Genomic DNA, 16,542 nt, shown 5'->3' on the forward strand with positions numbered 1-16,542 from the left:
GAATCAGCAGAAGTGCTCAAACCCCGCGGTATCGTAAAAAACCTCCTCTCCCCCTTCGTCGAAAAACCTTATTTTTCTCCCGGCTGTAACAGAACCGATTTTCGAGATGGCAATCCCGCAGAGACGCGAAACCTCCTCTATCGAGGCGCGGTTCTGCGAAGAAGAGGTGAAAAGAAGCTCGTAGTCCTCCCCGCCGGAGAGCGCGAGGCGGTAGCCGTCCTCCGAGAACCTGCCGCAGAGGGAAAGAAATCCGGGGGAAAGCGGAAGGCTCCCGAGGCTTATCTCGGCCCCCAGCCCGTGGTCGGAAGTCAGCTTCTCAAGGTCGCAGAAAAGCCCGTCGCTCACGTCTATCATCGAAGAGGCTATCCCGCGTTTCGCGACCATCCTGCCAACCTGGAGGCGCGGCGTGGGCTCGATGTGTCTTGAAACGGCGCCCTCGCATCCGTCAATCCCGCAATCACCCGAGAGGGCCCTCAGGCCCAGGGCGGAATCCCCCAAGGTTCCGGTCACGTATATGTCGTCTCCCTCAGAAGCCCCCGAGCGCAGGACGATATCGTCGCTTGATGCCTCCCCAAGCGCCGTCATGTTTATGAAAACGGTTTGGGATTCCGAGAGATTCCCTCCTATAAGGCAGACATCAAACTCCCGGCAGCCCTCTGCCACCCCTTCCGAGAGATCCTCTATGAACTCCATTGAGTCCGCGCTACGACAGCCGAGGGAGCAGAGAAGGTACCTCGGCACCGCTCCCATCGCCCCTATATCGCTCACGGCGACGCAGACCGCCTTCCTGCCGAGCTGCCTCGGGGTCTGGGTTCCCAGGCGGAAGTGAACGCCTTCGACAAGGGTGTCCGTCGAGGCGACAAGGCATGCTTTGTCTCTGATTTTTACAACAGCGGAATCGTCCCCTATCCCCGTCAAAACTTCTTTCTGAGTAGCCTTGAACCTGTTGGCCAAAAATCTCAAGGCGTCTTCTTCACCCATTTGCAGTTAGAAATTGTATTGTAAACGCAGTTGCGTGTCAATTGAGCTGGGGCATCCAAAAAAAATTTTTTCTCCCCTGTACACAGGCACAGAAGCGGGGTTTCGGGCGGATGGAGAAGCTGTTTTTCTTGACACTAAAAACCGATGCAATTAGAATTAAATTCCACTTTCCGAAGGGTGGGTTGGGATCTTTTCTGAAGTATCCGTTTTAGGGTTGTTCTTTGCTTTTCAGGAGAAGAGCTGTTGAAAAAGACAGAGGAAGTTGCGCACGACAACCTAGCTGCTGAAAACTACAAATCGGAACAAAAAATAGAGTTTGACTGGGACGCCGTTCTCGAAGGCGTCAAGAAAGACCTTTACTTTCCCCCCTCATGGCTGTTTTCCATAAAAGTCGCAAAAATCGAGGGGAAGATGGTCACGCTTGAGGCGAAAACCCACTTCCAGGCCCTCTGGGTAAAAAACCACTACCTGCAACTGATAAACGACGCTGCCCGCAACCTCTACGGAAAAGAAGGCTTCCAGGTAACCATAGATGCGGGCGAGGAGAACTCCGTTGCCCGGGAAAGCAGAAAAGACAGGGTCCTGGACAACGGGGGAATCAGAGAACCGCACGATCCACAGACAGCAAGCTTTTTCAGTTCATCCAACACGTTTGACAACTTTGTCGTCGGGCCCAGCAACCAGTTCGCCCACGCCGCCTCATACGCCATAGCGGAGAACCCGGGAATGGCCTATAACCCTCTTTTCATACACAGCGGAGTGGGCCTCGGGAAGACCCACCTCCTCCACTCCATCGGGAACCACATACTCAAAAAGTACGGAACCCGCCTGAATACCTTCTGCATCTCGGCCGAGCACTTCACAAACGGGGTGGTGCAGAGCATAAAAACAGGTTCGATGGACAAGTTCAGGAACCTCTACAGACTGAACTGCGACGTCCTGCTGATAGACGACATACAGTTCATCGCCGGCAAGGACAGCACGCAGGAGGAGTTCTTTCACACGTTTAACTCCCTCTACACCGCAAAAAAGCAGATCGTCATAACTAGCGACAAGCCGCCGAGCGTGATGAAGAACTTCGAGGAGCGCCTGAAATCCAGGTTCGAGTGGGGGCTTACGGCCGACATACAGCCGCCGGAAGTTGAGACTAAGATAGCCATCATAGAGAGAAAGGCCGAGGAGGAACAGATCGAGATTCCGGCCGACGTGGCTTCGTTTGTGGCCCAGAACGTCCTCTCCAACATAAGGGAGCTTGAAGGCTCAGTGAACAAGCTCTTTGCCTACTCCAAGATGTTCAGAGAGAGAATAACCCTTGAACTGGCAAAGCAACTCCTCAGCAATCTGGTAAAAAAAGAGGCCCCGAAAATAATAACCATAGACCTCATCCAGAAAGAGGTAAGCTCCTTCTTTGAACTCACCGTGAAGGACCTGAAATCCAACCAGAAGCAGAAAAAAGTTTCTGAGCCCAGACAGATAGCGATGTTCCTTTCGAGAAAATACACCTCGTCGTCGTTCCCGGAAATAGGGAACAGGTTCGGAGGGAAAAACCACTCCACGGTGGTCCACGCAGTAAAAAACGTTGAAAAAAAGATCGGAAGGGATCCTTCGGTCTCAACCGCCGTCACGGCGCTCTCAACCACCCTCGAGAAGTTCATCACATCCTGAACCAGCCAGAAAACAGCCTGTCAGAGAAAACTGAAAATGCTGTGCAAGAACCCTTGTTTCCGCACAGTTATGGAACGAACAAAAAGAGAGGGTGTGAATACCTGTTGGGAAAAAGAAAAGTTATAAACACGGTCCTTAACCGAAAAGTCGAGGGGTTCTAGGGGATTTCACTGATTTCACCCTTTTCACAACAATTACTACTACTGCTACTGGAAAAGCTTTAAAGCTTATTAAAGATAGAAACAGTAGCGGAAAAGCACCGGGGCTTGTGATTTATGGTTTTGTAGGGAAAAGTGGTTATTATCATACGGAGAAGCTGTTTACATATAAAGGAATAAAGAAAAGAAGCTTTTTTCCGAAACCGGAGGTTTTTCTCTCAAGATGATGTTTAAAATCAAAGGCGGAGATTTTTCAAGAAAGCTGGGAATGATCCAGGGAGTCGTGGAGAAAAGAACGACCATGCCGATTCTCTCCCATGTTCTTATGAGTTCTACAGACAAAGGCCTGTTTCTGGAAGCTACCGATCTTGAAAACACGGCCACGGTTTTCTGCGATGTCGAGACTGAAGGAGAGTTCAAGATGGCGGTTCCCGCGGGGATCCTTTCGGATCTCGTGAGGGAGATCAAGGAAGAAGAGGAAATTTCGGTCACCGCTACCGAGAACAACTGGATCGAGGTGGTTACCAGCTCGGGTTCTTTCAAGATAGCGGGGCTCGCGGCCGACGATTTCCCCAGGATACCCGAGGTTTCTTCGGAGAACCTGTTCCAGTTTTCCTCCGAGAGGTTTGAGGAGATGATATCCAAGACGGTCTTTTCTGTCTCCGATGATGAAATGAGAAGAAGCCTCTCAGGAGTTTTTTTCGAAAAAAGAGGGGAGCAGACACTCAGGCTTGTCGCCACTGACGGTCACAGACTCAGCTTTGTCGATGAAAAAATAGAGAACCTCAACCTGCCGAAGGATATTCTGGTTCCCAAAAAAGCGGTTATGGAGATGAGAAGACTTCTTCGCCTCTCTAAGGAAGTCAGGGTCGGGAGCAGCGGAAACTTCTTCGTTTTCGAGTTAAACGACGAAAACCTTGTTTTCATTTCCAGGGTGATTGACGCTGAATTTCCGGACTACATGCAGGTGGTTCCGGTCTCGACGAAAAACACGGTCACGGTCGATGCATCCAAGCTTCTGGTTGCGCTCAGGCGGGTTTCCCTTTTTTCCGCGGACAACGTGAGGGGCGGGGGCAGGTTCGTGGAAATGGCCTTCGGCGAAGGGAGGCTGCTTCTAGGTGCCTATCTTAACACCGGCGAGGGGAAAGAGAGCATACCGGTTGAGTATTCAGGGGATGAGGTGAAGCTTGGTTTTAACTTCACGTATTTCCAGGATGTTCTTGATGCCGTGGGATCTTCGGAAGTGATAATAGGTTTTTCCGGCCACAAAAACCCGGTTTACTTGGTTCCCTGCTCGGAAGGCGAAAAGCAGGACGGCTACGTGAACGTGATAATGCCAATGGAACTTGACGCCAGAGCGGCGGAGGGGCAGGCGAGGGAATAATCCTCGTACCTTTAAGATGCTAGGTGGATTCATCGGAGTCGATTTTTCCGGCGGGAAGGTCAGGACCGTAACCGTAAGAAGGGGACTCAAGGGGACTGAAGTCCGCAAGGCCTCCTCCACCGGGGGGCTTGGGAGCGGCGACACGTCGGCTTTTTTCAAAGACGAAATTTCTCTCGGGACCAGAGCCGTTACCGGAATCTGCTCTTCCCCGCTTCTTCTCAGGGTTCTCAAATTTCCTTTCACCGATTCAAAGAAGCTCAGGGGGGTTTTCCGCTTCGAGCTTGAGAACTCAACCGGGTTCACCCTGGGAGAGGACGTGCTGTCCGACTACCACGAGGTGAGGAAACCGGAAGGGGCCGAGATCATCGTTCCCGCTTTTGAGAAGGGGGCGTTTGAGGACTATCTGGGCTCCCTGCGGGAGTCTGGTGTGGATCCGGACCAGGTGACTTTCACGCCGGTTGCGTTTTCTTCTCTGGGGGAACTTATTGAAGGGTCGAGACCGCTTCTCCTTATAGACGCCGACCAGGACCACCTCAATTTCTCGTTTTTTGACGAAAGCGGGCTCAGCAGGGTGAGGAACTGCGACGACGCACTCGAGAGAATGAAAAAATCCCTTGCCGCGGATGACCTCGACTTGGAGCAGATAAACAGCGACGAGGAGAAGAGGAAGGGGTTTCTTGAAAACTGCCGCTTCATCACAGAAGAGATAAGAAACACCATACGCTACTTTGAGGGAGAGACGGGAGAGGAGGTAAAGAACCTGGTTCTCACCGGAGGGATATGCGAGGTGGATGGAGTTACAAAAGAACTTACCGAGCAGCTCGGCCGGGAAGTGAAAAGAATTTTCATAGAGCAGCTCGGCCACAATGACTCTCCTTTTTTCGCAAGGGCGTATGCTCTTGCGCTTTACGGAGGTTCCTCCGGCAAGGGAGGAAGACTCAACCTGAGAAGGGACGGATACAGGCCGCGGGGGATGGCGGGGGGTTTGTTAAAGGAATTTCGGGTTCCCGTCGCCCTGTGCGCCGCCCTGCTTCTTGTGTTTGTTTTTGGGCGCGTGACGGAAGTGGTCTCCGCCAGGAGCAAGATGAGTTCCATACGCTCCGAGATGGAGATGGATCTCAGGAGGGAGTTTCCACAGGCCGCGGGGACGCAGGACCCGGTTGCTTTTTACAGGGGGAAGCTTGAAGTCATCAACCGAAAGCTCGACATACTGAAGCAGGTAAGAGGGGCCCACAGCCCGCTAGAGGTGCTGACGGCGGTTTCCGCCGCCATTCCTAGGGACGTGAGTTTCTCCGTTGACGAAATAAGGATCGAGGACGGGGGCAAGGCCAAGATATGGGGCAGGAGCGATTCCTACGAGGAGATAGCGTCGATAGAGAAAGCCTTCTCGGAGTCCGGCAGCTTCACCCAGGTGAAGATGGGACAGGTCGGAAAGGCCATCAGCAGCGGTTTGAAATTCGAAATATCAATGGTCGTCAGGTGAAAATGAAGGAGCTAGTGCAAAGACTGGTGCAGGGACTCAAATCCCTTCTCTCGGCGGTTCTGGGAAGAGCCGAACCCTTGGCGCGAAGGGTAAGGGAGCTCATAGACAGGGGAGAATTCTCCGCGAGGGATATCCGCGCCCTCAAGATAGCCGCCGCAGCCCTTGCCGTTTTCATACTCTTTTCCGCCTACAGGGCGGTTTTCCCCGGGGGTTCCGAGGTAAAAAGCGAGGTAAGCCAGGTGAGACTGCAGCTAAGCGAGATGAGGTCCATTAAGGAGGAGTACCGCTACTCCAGGGATCTCCTGGCCGAGTTTAGCGGTTCGATGAAGGAGGAGAGGGATGCGCTTATTTCGGTTGCGGAGAAAGCGCTCGTCAGAAACGGCATAGACCCCCGCTCATTTTCCATAAAGGGAACAAACCCGTCGGTTAGGGGAAAGGGAATAAACCGGGAAAGAGCAGTCCTGGTCAAGATAAACAAGGTGCCCGTCCCAAGGGTGTTCAACGTTCTCTATACCTTTCAGAGAAGCAAGACCATACTCAAGGTCTCGGACCTTAGGATAAAAACCAGGTTCGACAACCCCAACCTGACTGACGTTTCGTTCCGACTATCCACTTTTTCTTTCAGTGAATCGTGAGCGGAGAAAAGATGAAGATAAAGACCAGAATCAAAATACCGGAGAAACTCTCCGTCCGTCTCTACATCGGGGTTTTCTTCGCGTTTTTTCTGATTTTTCTTCTTCTGGGGTTTCCAAGGGACTCGGTCGAAAGAAGGATCATCTTCGAGATACAGAGCAATTCCCCGGTTCCGGTTCTGATAGGGGATGCGGACCTGAGGGGTCTTTCCTCGATTGAGCTCAGGGACATCCGAGTGATGCTCGGGGAAAGGGAGCCGCTTGTGATTGACAGGGCCAGGGTGAGCGCCGGGCTTCTGTCCGTTATTTTCTCCGATGACACCCGGATTTCCTTCTCCGTCGATGCCTACGGCGGGAAGATAGACGGCAAGGTTTCACAGAACATGAAGAAAAAAAGCGTCACAAGCGCGGAGGTGGACATAAATTCCGTCGAATCCTCGACCGTTTCACGTCTTTTTCTGGGGGACGGAGGGATTTCCGTCAGCGGGAAGATAGACGGGACCATAAAGCTTATCGGGGAGGGGGAAAGCGGAGGGATATCGAAGATGGAATACCTGGTGTCCTCTCCTTCTTTTTCGGTTGCCATAGGCAAGGTGCAGGGGTTTGAGGTGGGGGAGGAGTACAGGAACCTGAGCGTCGTGCTTCGCGGCACCGCCAACCGCTTTGAATCGCGGGTCGAGAAGCTTTCCCTCACGAACCCGCAACTATCCCTGCAGGCGGAGGGAAAAGCCCCGTCTCCGCTTCGCTTAAGAAAGGGGGCCGCCCTTGATCTCTCCGTTACATTCAGGCCTTCTCCGGAGGATGTGAAGCTTGCTCTTGTCGGCAGTTTTCTTGGTTCCCGCGGAGACGGTAGCTTCTCCGGAAGAATCCGGGGAACGCTTGCGGAGCCCAGGATTTTAAAGGGGAACGGAGGCAGTTAAGAGCCCCGTTTTTACCCCCCTGCGGGCTATTTGACTTTGCCCTACCCCCTCGCTATCCTTCTCAAAAATATTCTCCTTAAGACTGGATAATGGACTCCAAAAAAGAACTTTCCGACGTAAGAAAAAAAATAGACGCCATTGATTCCGAGCTGCTTGAACTTGTAAACAAGCGGGCCGAGCTTGCGATAGAGGTAAGCGCACTCAAGAAAAAGGATCTTTTGGGAATTTACGACCGGAGCAGGGAAAGCGAGGTGGAGGGCAAGATAGCGGAAACCAACACCGGCCCCCTCTCCGACGAGGACGTCCTTCTTATTTTCAGGGAGATAATATCACGCTGCAGGTCCCTTCAGCACCAAGAGAAAGTCGCCTACCTCGGACCCGCGGGCAGCTTCTCAAACCAGGCGGCGTTTCGGAAGTTCGGTGCCGCCTCGGAGTTTTTTCCCGTAAACAGCCTCGAAGATGTGTTCGAGGAAGTGCACAGCCAGAGGGCCGATTTCGGCATAGTACCCGTCGAGAACTCGGTTGAGGGCTCGGTGGGGGACGTGCTTGACATGCTCGTCCGGTGGGACCTTGACGTCTCGTCCGAGTGTTTCGAGCGTATTGAACACTTCCTGCTCTCCATTGATGGAGACGCCAGTAAAATAAGGACCGTGGCCTCGCATCCCCACGCCCTCGGGCAGTGCAGGAAATGGATTGCCTCGAACCTCTACGGCGTCGCGCTTCTTGAGACCCCGAGCACCGCGGCGGCGGCGAAAATAGCCGCGAGGGACGAGAGCGTCGCCGCGATCGCAAGCGAGTTCTCAGGGTCGATATACAACCTGAAGACAATACAGAGCTACATAGAGGACAGCCCGCGCAACACGACCCGGTTCGTGGTGGTGGGAAGGGAGAAACCTCCCCCGAGCGGAGAAGACAAGACTTCGATCGCCTTTTCCGTCAAGGATGAGCCGGGAGCGCTTCACGCGACATTTTTTCTCCCCTTTTCCGAATCCGGCATAAACCTCACCAAAATCGAGTCCAGACCCTCGCGCGACGGGCAGTGGGAGTACGTGTTTTTCGCCGACTTCTCGGGACACCGCGAAGAGGAGGCTGTAAAGGAGGCCCTAGAGAGGGTGGAAGCCAACTGCGTTTTCCTCAAAGTGCTGGGATCCTATCCCGCCGAAACACCGGGATGAAGGCGGGCTTGGCGGACGAACCCCCCATGGAACCAAGAGCAAGCGTAAAGAACCTTATTCCCTATATTCCGGGAAAGCCGATCGAGGAGCTCGAGCGGGAACTCGGAATCCGGGGCGCGGCCAAGATGGCTTCGAACGAAAACCCCCTCGGCCCCTCCCCGCTTGCGAAAAAAGCGCTTTCAGAACACGTCTCGAAGGTAAACCTTTATCCAGACGGGGGCTGCTTTGAGCTCCGCCGGAAACTTTCCGAGAAGCTTGGGGTTCCCGAGGACACGATAGTAATCGGCAACGGCTCGAACGAGGTGATAGAGATCGTCGCAAGGACCTTTCTCGAGCCCGGGGACGAGGCCATCTACGGACGCCACGCGTTTATCGTTTACCCGATCGTCACCCAGTCGCTCGGGTGCTCGCACGTCGTCTCCCGGATGCCGGATCTTGTACACGACCTAAAGGACATGCTTTCCCTAGTGACCGAGAAAACGAAAATCATCTACATCGCGAATCCGAACAACCCCACCGGGACGATAGTGAGAAGGGATGAGCTCGAGTGGTTCCTCGAGCGGGTTCCCGAGAATATTTTAATACTCGTGGACGAGGCCTATTTCGAGTACGTGGACGACCCCGAGTATCCGGACACGCTTCGCTACCACTCGGTCCGCGAATCGCTCGTGACGGTGAGAACCTTCTCCAAGATTTACGGTCTTGCGGGGCTCAGGGTAGGCTACGGGGTTGCGTCAAGGGAGGCGGTTTCCTACATGGACCGGGTAAGGGAGCCGTTTAACGTGAACTCGGCCGCGCAGGCGGCGGCCTGCGCAGCGCTTGACGACGATAGACACGTCGCCCGCTCAAGGGAGCTTAACCGCACAGCAAAGGAGTATTTGCGCGAGAAGCTGGGCGAGCTCGGGGTCAGGTACACGGAGTCTCATACAAATTTCCTTCTCGTGGATCTCGAGAGGGATCCGATGCCGGTTTACGAGGCGCTTCTTCGCGACGGGGTCATAACGAGACCGGTGGGCGGCTACGGACTTAAAACACACCTGAGGGTAAGTTTCGGCCTCGACAGCGAAAACGAAAAATTCATTGAATCGCTTGGGAGAATTCTCGGAAGATGACTTTTAAAAAAGTAGCGGTGGTGGGTCTCGGGCTGATAGGAGGCTCCCTTGCGGCTGCCCTTCGCGAATCGGGGGAAGTTGGGGAAGTCTTCGGGGTCGAGCGGGACGCGGAGTCACTCCGCTTCGCCCTTGAAAACGGAATCACGGACTCAGGCGCTTCCGAAATCGGCCCCGGCATGTCGGAGTCAGAAATAGTTGTCGTTGCTACCTATGTCGACACCATAGCGCAGGTGGCCGGGGAAGTTTCCGGATTCGTTTCCCCCGGCACGGTGGTTTGCGATGTGGGAAGCGTAAAGGCTTCTTTGGTAAGGGAAATGGAAAAGGGCCCCCGGAATATCCGCTTTGTCGGAGCCCATCCCATCGCGGGGAGGGAAACATCCGGCGTCATGGAGTCTGACCCCGGTCTTTTTTCAGGGAAAAGATGCGTTGTCACTCCCACGGAAAGCACAAACCCCGAAGCTCTTTCCATGGTGAAAACACTTTTTTCGCTCATTGGAAGCGAGGTGGTCGAGATGAATCCCGAATCCCATGACGAGATCTTTTCGCTTGTAAGCCATCTTCCCCATGCGGTCGCCTACTCGCTTGTGAGCGCGGTGGCTTCTGGGGGAGGAGACAGAAACCTTTTTGATTTTTCAGGCGGGGGCCTTGCCGACTTCACTAGGATCGCCGGCAGCTCCCCCGAGATGTGGGCCGGTATTTTTATCGAGAACCGCGAGGCGCTGCTGGGCGCCATCCGCGGCTTCGCGGGAAAGCTCGGGGAAATTGAAAAAGCCATCGCCTCCGGTAATGTAGAAGATCTGACAGTTCTTTTGAAGGAAGCCTGGGATTCAAAGAAGAATCTCGGGGAGTGAGAAGATAATGTCTGAGAAGATAGAGAAAACGGATGAGCAGTGGCAGGAGGAGCTCTCCCCCGAGGAGTTTCTTGTCACGAGGAAGAAGGGCACCGAGAGGGCCTTTACCGGAAAGTACCACGACCATCACAAAAAGGGCATGTATACCTGCGTGTGCTGCGGGCAGAAGCTTTTCCGTTTCTCAGAGAAGTTCGATTCCGGCACGGGATGGCCGAGCTTCTGGGAGCCCGTCTCGCAGGAGAACATAGAGGAGAAGACCGATCATTCCCACGGGATGACGAGAACGGAGGTTCTCTGCTCAAAGTGCGACGCACACCTGGGACATGTTTTCCCCGACGGCCCCAAGCCCACAGGGCTTAGATACTGCATAAATTCTGCCTCTTTGGATTTTGAAGAAGAGTAGCAGGGAAGTGGCGACGGGTGGGTTCGAACCACCGACACAGGCCTTATGAGAGCCCCGCTCTACCCCTGAGCTACGCCGCCCCCTAAAAAAAGGTAATTCGAAAAGCAGGAAATTATACCGGAACCCCATGAGGATTCAACGCACGGACACGAGGGTTCAGGGGAAATTGACGTAGCCTCGGTTCTGCCTAAATCAGCCGGCCGCCGCCCCGTTTTTTCCCGCTTCTTCCTTTATTAGTCCCAGTTCCAGAAGCTTCCTGTAGGTCTTGGTGTGGGAGCCGTGGTGGGAGAAGGTCTCTATGTCCCCGGGCTCGTCAATGTCGATGCTGATATTGAAGTTTCTGTAGACGTCGCAGGGCACGTATCTACGCTCGGCCTCCTCCCTGTGTTTCCTGAAACTGTCGTTTCCGAACATCGAAGGTATGCTGTCGGGAGGCTTTCTCAGTATTGCGTTTGTGCCGAACTCATCTTCTGAGGGAACGAGGATCACGGATTTGCCTTTCTTCTCTTTCTCAAGGACGGAATCGAGGTCCTCACCGGTTATTAAAGGGGCGTCGCCCGGGATTACGAGCACGGACTTTGCGCCCATTTTTCTGCAGACCTGGATCGCAAGATCAACCGAAGAGCTCTCCCCGAGCTGGCTCTCCTCCCTTATTACGTCAAACCCTTCCTCAAGGGCCATTTTCTCCGCTTTCCTGTCGAGAGTAACGACGACCTTGTTATCAGCGAGCTTCGATTCGCCGACCGCGGAGAACACGTCTTCCAGCATCACGTAGGCAAGTTCGGTTCTCTGCTTGTTGCTGAGCACCGATGCAAGCCTTTCGTTTGCCCTTGAAAGATCTTTTACGGGAACCAATATGAATTTCAAAACTGCTACCTCGCTGTGGCGGGTCTCCAACCACGCACTATTGTATCAATAAAAGTATCGCTTGAAAAACAGAAAAGCCGAGGGATTCTGAAGTGTTGCTTCGGGCATTGACATTTGTCACTTGACACATTACACTGCTTGAGTGATTAAATCGTTTCGTCATCGTGGTCTAAAGGCTTTATATAGAGGTGAACGTCCGGCGAAAATCGCGCCTGAGCACATTGCAAAACTTAAGCGTATACTGACTGTGTTGGACCAAAGCAGTGGACCAGAAGATATGAATCTGCCCGGCTTCCAGTTGCACCGACTCAAAGGTTCGTTAAAAGGTTATTATGCTGTTTCAGTTTCGGGCAACTGGCGGGTCACGTTCCGGTTCAAAGATGGCGATGCTGTGGATGTCAATTATTTGGATTATCATTGAATGGTCCATATGTGATTAAAGGAGAAAAATTATGGCAATGAAAGATCCTGTACATCCGGGCGTTATCGTACGCGAGGATTGTATGGAACCCTTGAATCTATCGGTTACCGAGTGCGCAAAAGTGCTTGGGGTTGCACGCCAGACGCTTTCCAATCTTGTCAATGCAAAAGCATCCGTTTCCGTTGAAATGGCCTATAGATTGTCGAAGGCATTTGGTTCGACTCCGAGAACTTGGCTTGGCATGCAGTTGGCATTTGATCTTGCCCACACGCAGGAGTTAGAAGAGAAGATCAAGGTAAAGCGTGTTTCTGTAGAGCGTGGATCAAAAGCGAGGACGACTCCGCAGTCGGGGTAAAACAGAGAATCCGGTTCGCACACGCTATCTTGGGCTTTATTGACAATAAAAGACCCCTGTATATAGAATGATTAGCGGAAACTAGCCGCTACGCCGCGAAGAAAGGAGCCCAGTCTAACAATGACCCGCAAAGCCGTTTTAAAAAGAGAAACATCCGAAGTCAGCGCCAGCGTCGAGCTTGATCTCGACGGAACCGGGAAATTCGATATCTCGACGGGGGTGCCGTTTTTCGACCACATGCTGAGCCAGCTCGCAAAGCACGGCTACTTCGACCTCACGGTCAAGGCCGAAGGGGACATCGACGTTGATTTCCACCACACCGTGGAGGATGTCGGGATAGCGCTCGGGGAAGCTTTCTCAGAAGCCCTGGGCGACAAGAGGGGAATCACTAGGTACGGGCACGCCGTAATCCCTTTTGACGACGCGCTTGTTGTTGTGGCAGTCGATCTCAGCGACAGACCCTGCTTTGTTTTCAAGGGGGAGATTCCCGCTGGCAAGGTCGGGGACTTTGACTCGGAGCTTGCCGAGGAGTTCTTCAAGTCCCTCACGAACTCGCTTCGCTGCAACCTGCACATCGAGTTTCGCCACGGAACGAACCTGCACCACATAATAGAGGGCATGTTCAAGGCTCTGGGAAGATCCATGGATGTAGCCTCGGCGCTTGACGGGCGCCGCGACGATATTCCCTCGACCAAGGGGACGCTCTAGTGATTTCCATAGTGGATTACGGGATGGGGAACTTAAGAAGCGTCGAGAAGAGCTTTACCTCCCAGGGCATAGAGGTCCGCGTTACCGAGGACCCGGGCGACATAGAAGGCTCAAGCGGCCTCGTGGTTCCCGGGGTCGGGGCTTTCGGCGACTGCGTGAGGAACCTTCGCGAGCGCTCCATGACCGGCCCAATAAAGGATTTTATCGAAAGCGGGCGGCCTTTTCTGGGCATATGCCTCGGCTTCCAGGTCCTGTTCGAATCAAGCGAAGAGGCTCCCGGAGAAGAGGGCCTTGGGATCCTCAAAGGGAAGGTCGTTCGGTTCCGTGTCGAGGAAAAGAAACTGAAGGTGCCCCACATGGGCTGGAACAGGGTGAGCGCGCCCGAGCAGACTCGCATACTCGAGGGGATACCGCAGCAAAGCTGGTTTTACTTCGTTCACTCCTACCACGTGGTTTCGGATGAGCCCGGCGCGGATGTTCTGCTTTCCGACTATGGGGGCGAGTTCGAGGCGGGGGTCATATCGGGAAATCTTTCCGCCTTCCAGTTCCACCCTGAAAAAAGCTCCGACTACGGGCTCATGATCTTGAGGAACTTCTCGAAGCTCTGCCTTGAGAACTGATCCTTCTCCATTCCGTAGACCGCCTCGTAAGCGGCGTAGCTCCTTATGATTTTCTTTACGTAGTTCCTTGACTGCTCAAAGGGGATTTCCTCTATGAACTCGTCAATGTCGAGCGTCCCGTTTTTCTCATACCACGTCTTGGCGCTTGTGGGGCCGCCGTTATAGCCGGCTAGGCTTATGGCGAAGTTGCCCTCGAAGATCTCAAGCAGCCAGCTCAGGTAATAGCATCCCAGTTCAAGGTTTATGTCGGGAGAGAAAAGCTGGGAAGCCTGGAAATTGCTAAGACCCGCCTTGGGTGCCGTCTCAAGAGCCGTCGAGGGAAGCAGCTGCATGAGCCCCCTGGCGTCGGAAACCGAAACCGCCTCCTTGTCAAAATGGCTTTCCTCTCTTATGACGGAATAGACCAGGAACTCATCAAGCGTGTATTTGCGCGAAAAAACCTTCACCCGCTCCTCAAAGCCCTTCGGGAAGGAGAGGCGGAGCGCCTCGGGGGACCTGACGCCGTTTGCCAGGGTTATTGAGGTTTTGTAATCCTGTGCCTGCAGGTAAAGCGAGGCGAGGTAGAGGCGCTGCGCGCGCGTTTTCGCCCGGGGCCGCAGAAGCTCGGCTTCCCTAAGGGCAAGATCGTATACCCCGGCCTTGACGAAGAAAAGAAATTTCTCGAGCGCGGGATTTTTCCCGAAAGGGTTTCCCGACCAGGCAGCGGCGGGAGGCGGGGTGTGAAGCAGGTTTTCCCCGAGCCTCATCTTCGCGAGAGCCGAGTAGTAGGTGATTTTCGGGGATCCGGCGAGTTCTCCAAGCGCGAACAGCGCCCCGGGCTTGTCTCCCGCCCGCTCGGATGCCCTAGCGTACCAGTAAAGAAAGCGCTCCCGGTCCCTCCCCTTCGCCCAGGCGCGGTCGGAGAAAGCCTCAGCGGCCTTTTCGTACTCCTTTTTACTATAGTGCATCCACCCGAGGTTCCACGCGCTTTCCCGGGCCTCTTCCCTTCCGGGGTATTTCTCGATAACGAGGCGGTAGAGCCGGTGGGCCTCTTCAGGCTCGTTGCGCAGGTGGCGAAGCCTCGCAGCCTTAAGAAGCGACTTGGACGTCCAGGAGCTTTTGGGGTTTAGCCTGTGGAGTCTCTCGAAAACGCCTATGGCCTCCTCTTCTTTCTCCATGCTCATGAGAGTCACGCCCCTCCAGTAAAAGGCCTTCGGGGAATCAATCCCCGAGAATACCTTCAGGGCTTCTGGAAACCGGGAAAGCCTGTAGAGGCAGATGCCGGTTTTCGTTCTTACCGCGTTTGTTCGCGGCGCTCCGGAGAAGGCCTCAAGCGCCCCCTCCCAGTTGCCGGCCTCGAACATGACGTCCCCTCTTTTTTCAAACTGCTGCGGCGAAGGGGTAAAGACTTTTCCGTTTTTCTTGTGAAGCTCGAATGCGTAATCCGAGAAGCTTACCTCCGGGTGCTCTGCCCATATCCTCTCGAATATCTCGGAGGCCGCGGGGAAGTCTCCCTGTCTCTCCTTTATTTCGCCGAGGTTTTTCAGGTAAACGGCTTTTTTCCACCTGCTGTCGGTCCGCTGGGCAAGATGGGAGTATGTTTTTTCCGCCTCCGCGTGACGATCGTTCTCGAGGTGGATGTCAGCAAGCCGCTCACGGGCGTCATGGCCGATCGCCGAGTCCGGGTGGTGTTTCAGTATCTTCAGGAAAAGCGCCTCTGCCCTCTCCTTCTGCCCGAGGCCTAAAGCCGCCTCCGCTTCGTAGTAAAGCAGATAATCCTCTATAAAGATGAGCTTATCCTTTATCTCGGCGAGAGCCCCGTGCACCTCGGCGTGCTGCCGCTCCCGGGCGTGGCAGTGAACCTTGAGAAACCACGCCTCGAGGGTTTTCTCGGTGGATTGCAGGACTTTTTCGCAGTCGACGTGGTTGGCGCGCGCGCCCTCGGCCGCGGCGGCGAGGAGAAGCAGGGCAAGGAGAAAGACGCTGAGAGCTGCTTTTTTCGGATCCATCACCTTGAGTTCTCCGTGGCCAGAAGGTCTCTTATGCCTTCCCCGAAGAGATTAAAGGAAAGCGCCGTTATGAAAATCGCGATGCTTGGAAACACTATAAGGTGGGGGAAAGTCCTTATTCCCTGCCACCCGGTGCTCGCAAGCGTGCCCCAGCTCGCCTCAGGCGGAGATATCCCGAGGCCGAGAAAGCTGAGGGTGGATTCCGTGAGGATTGCGTAAGGAACTGAAAACGTGACGGTGACTATGAGGGGACTTAGCGTGTTCGGAAGTATGTGCCTTGCGAGAATGGTACGCGGCGAGGCCCCGAGCGCCCTTGCGGACTCAACGTACTCAAACGACTTTATCTGCAAAACACTTCCCCTCACTATCCTCGCGACCCTCATCCACGACATCACCCCGAGAGATATTACGATGCCCGTAATCCCCGTTCCGATAACGAGCGTCAGAAGGACTATCAGCAGAAGGTCCGGGACGGCGTAGAACACGTCGACCGTGCGCATTATAAGCTCGTCCGTTTTCCCCCCGGCGTATCCCGAGACCGCTCCGAGAACCGTTCCGATGACAAGCGCCATCGCGGCGGTTCCGACGGCGACCGCTATCGATATCCTCGAGCCGTGGATTACCCTGCTCAGAAGATCGCGTCCCTCCTGGTCCGTTCCCATGAGGTGCACGGAATCGGGGGCGCGAAGCGCGTTTGCGAAATTCGTCTGGTCGTACTCGTAGGGGGAGAGGGCGGGCGCGAAAATCGCGACCAGAATTATAAGGAATATTATCGTTCCCGTGATTATTATCTGGGTTTTTACGTACATGCTGTTTTGG

17 protein-coding genes and 1 tRNA gene are annotated in these 16,542 nt (G+C 54.2%); 13 read left to right on the top strand and 5 right to left on the bottom strand.

Translation table 11 applies throughout. From position 1 onward, the window contains the following. Positions 1–3: 3 nt before the first annotated feature. Positions 4–963, bottom strand: a complete 960-nt coding sequence (thiL, locus tag OXG10_03425) for a thiamine-phosphate kinase (GenBank protein ID MCY3826422.1) — start codon at positions 961–963, stop codon at positions 4–6. Positions 964–1,224: 261 nt separating this feature from the next. Here thiL and dnaA point away from each other — a divergent pair, with 261 nt between their 5' ends. From dnaA to msrB, 9 genes are all read left to right on the top strand, one after another. Then, a complete protein-coding gene (dnaA, locus tag OXG10_03430) occupies positions 1,225–2,646 on the top strand; it encodes a chromosomal replication initiator protein DnaA (GenBank protein MCY3826423.1) in 1,422 nt (473 codons plus the stop codon). A gap of 381 nt (positions 2,647–3,027) precedes the next feature. Then, complete coding sequence (gene dnaN / locus OXG10_03435) at positions 3,028–4,188, top strand: DNA polymerase III subunit beta (protein ID MCY3826424.1); 1,161 nt, start codon at positions 3,028–3,030, stop codon at positions 4,186–4,188. 16 nt (positions 4,189–4,204) lie between these two features. Then, positions 4,205–5,671 carry a hypothetical protein gene (locus OXG10_03440; GenBank protein ID MCY3826425.1) on the top strand — a complete coding sequence of 489 codons (1,467 nt, stop codon included), beginning with the start codon at positions 4,205–4,207 and terminating at the stop codon, positions 5,669–5,671. Positions 5,672–5,673: 2 nt separating this feature from the next. Further along, on the top strand, positions 5,674–6,306 hold the full coding sequence (locus OXG10_03445; GenBank protein MCY3826426.1) for a hypothetical protein: 633 nt from the start codon (positions 5,674–5,676) through the stop codon (positions 6,304–6,306). A gap of 11 nt (positions 6,307–6,317) precedes the next feature. Beyond that, positions 6,318–7,223: a type II secretion system protein GspN gene (gene gspN, locus OXG10_03450; protein MCY3826427.1), complete on the top strand. Its 906-nt coding sequence runs from the start codon at positions 6,318–6,320 to the stop codon at positions 7,221–7,223. A gap of 89 nt (positions 7,224–7,312) precedes the next feature. After that, complete coding sequence (pheA, locus tag OXG10_03455; protein ID MCY3826428.1) at positions 7,313–8,398, top strand: prephenate dehydratase; 1,086 nt, start codon at positions 7,313–7,315, stop codon at positions 8,396–8,398. 26 nt (positions 8,399–8,424) lie between these two features. After that, complete coding sequence (gene hisC, locus OXG10_03460) at positions 8,425–9,510, top strand: histidinol-phosphate transaminase (GenBank protein ID MCY3826429.1); 1,086 nt, start codon at positions 8,425–8,427, stop codon at positions 9,508–9,510. Further along, a complete protein-coding gene (locus tag OXG10_03465; GenBank protein ID MCY3826430.1) occupies positions 9,507–10,361 on the top strand; it encodes a prephenate dehydrogenase/arogenate dehydrogenase family protein in 855 nt (284 codons plus the stop codon). The genes hisC and OXG10_03465 overlap by 4 nt, the downstream gene beginning before the upstream one ends. Before the next feature lie 7 nt (positions 10,362–10,368). Beyond that, a complete protein-coding gene (gene msrB / locus OXG10_03470) occupies positions 10,369–10,764 on the top strand; it encodes a peptide-methionine (R)-S-oxide reductase MsrB (protein ID MCY3826431.1) in 396 nt (131 codons plus the stop codon). An 8-nt stretch (positions 10,765–10,772) separates the two neighbouring features. On the opposite strand, the gene OXG10_03475 is transcribed toward msrB, so the two are convergent. Together OXG10_03475 and cofC are read right to left on the bottom strand one after the other, a co-directional pair. Next, positions 10,773–10,844 (bottom strand) — tRNA-Met (locus OXG10_03475). Between the two features lie 112 nt (positions 10,845–10,956). Further along, complete coding sequence (gene cofC / locus OXG10_03480; GenBank protein ID MCY3826432.1) at positions 10,957–11,631, bottom strand: 2-phospho-L-lactate guanylyltransferase; 675 nt, start codon at positions 11,629–11,631, stop codon at positions 10,957–10,959. A 142-nt stretch (positions 11,632–11,773) separates the two neighbouring features. Between cofC and OXG10_03485 the strand changes: the two genes are divergently transcribed. The 4 genes from OXG10_03485 to hisH all read left to right on the top strand — a co-directional run bounded on the left by OXG10_03485 (position 11,774) and on the right by hisH (position 13,735). Then, a complete protein-coding gene (locus OXG10_03485) occupies positions 11,774–12,052 on the top strand; it encodes a type II toxin-antitoxin system RelE/ParE family toxin (GenBank protein MCY3826433.1) in 279 nt (92 codons plus the stop codon). 31 nt (positions 12,053–12,083) lie between these two features. Further along, positions 12,084–12,407 (top strand): HigA family addiction module antitoxin, encoded by a 324-nt coding sequence (locus OXG10_03490; GenBank protein MCY3826434.1) that lies wholly within the window; start codon positions 12,084–12,086, stop codon positions 12,405–12,407. A 120-nt stretch (positions 12,408–12,527) separates the two neighbouring features. Beyond that, complete coding sequence (hisB, locus tag OXG10_03495; protein MCY3826435.1) at positions 12,528–13,115, top strand: imidazoleglycerol-phosphate dehydratase HisB; 588 nt, start codon at positions 12,528–12,530, stop codon at positions 13,113–13,115. Then, positions 13,115–13,735, top strand: a complete 621-nt coding sequence (hisH, locus tag OXG10_03500) for an imidazole glycerol phosphate synthase subunit HisH (protein MCY3826436.1) — start codon at positions 13,115–13,117, stop codon at positions 13,733–13,735. The genes hisB and hisH overlap by 1 nt, the downstream gene beginning before the upstream one ends. Here hisH and OXG10_03505 read toward each other — a convergent pair. Continuing rightward, the gene (locus OXG10_03505; GenBank protein MCY3826437.1) at positions 13,684–15,723 is read right to left on the bottom strand and encodes a transglycosylase SLT domain-containing protein; all 2,040 of its coding nucleotides are present in this window, start codon (positions 15,721–15,723) and stop codon (positions 13,684–13,686) included. The two genes, hisH and OXG10_03505, sit on opposite strands and share 52 nt — an antisense overlap. After that, positions 15,723–16,532, bottom strand: coding sequence for an ABC transporter permease (locus OXG10_03510; GenBank protein MCY3826438.1), 810 nt, complete (start codon positions 16,530–16,532; stop codon positions 15,723–15,725). The genes OXG10_03505 and OXG10_03510 overlap by 1 nt, the downstream gene beginning before the upstream one ends. Positions 16,533–16,542: the final 10 nt, after the last annotated feature.

The organism is Candidatus Dadabacteria bacterium (assembly GCA_026706695.1).
GTDB lineage: Bacteria > Desulfobacterota_D > UBA1144 > Nemesobacterales > Nemesobacteraceae > Nemesobacter.

Excerpts from the sequence above, each read along its gene's own strand:
- dnaN (MCY3826424.1), top strand. The coding sequence starts at position 3,028 with ATGATGTTTAAAATCAAAGGCGGAGATTTTTCAAGAAAGCTGGGAATG.
- OXG10_03440 (MCY3826425.1), top strand. The coding sequence starts at position 4,205 with ATGCTAGGTGGATTCATCGGAGTCGATTTTTCCGGCGGGAAGGTCAGG.
- OXG10_03445 (MCY3826426.1), top strand. The coding sequence starts at position 5,674 with ATGAAGGAGCTAGTGCAAAGACTGGTGCAGGGACTCAAATCCCTTCTC.
- gspN (MCY3826427.1), top strand. The coding sequence starts at position 6,318 with ATGAAGATAAAGACCAGAATCAAAATACCGGAGAAACTCTCCGTCCGT.
- pheA (MCY3826428.1), top strand. The coding sequence starts at position 7,313 with ATGGACTCCAAAAAAGAACTTTCCGACGTAAGAAAAAAAATAGACGCC.
- hisC (MCY3826429.1), top strand. The coding sequence starts at position 8,425 with ATGGAACCAAGAGCAAGCGTAAAGAACCTTATTCCCTATATTCCGGGA.
- OXG10_03465 (MCY3826430.1), top strand. The coding sequence starts at position 9,507 with ATGACTTTTAAAAAAGTAGCGGTGGTGGGTCTCGGGCTGATAGGAGGC.
- msrB (MCY3826431.1), top strand. The coding sequence starts at position 10,369 with ATGTCTGAGAAGATAGAGAAAACGGATGAGCAGTGGCAGGAGGAGCTC.
- OXG10_03490 (MCY3826434.1), top strand. The coding sequence starts at position 12,084 with ATGGCAATGAAAGATCCTGTACATCCGGGCGTTATCGTACGCGAGGAT.
- hisB (MCY3826435.1), top strand. The coding sequence starts at position 12,528 with ATGACCCGCAAAGCCGTTTTAAAAAGAGAAACATCCGAAGTCAGCGCC.
- OXG10_03505 (MCY3826437.1), bottom strand. The coding sequence starts at position 15,723 with ATGGATCCGAAAAAAGCAGCTCTCAGCGTCTTTCTCCTTGCCCTGCTT.
- OXG10_03510 (MCY3826438.1), bottom strand. The coding sequence starts at position 16,532 with ATGTACGTAAAAACCCAGATAATAATCACGGGAACGATAATATTCCTT.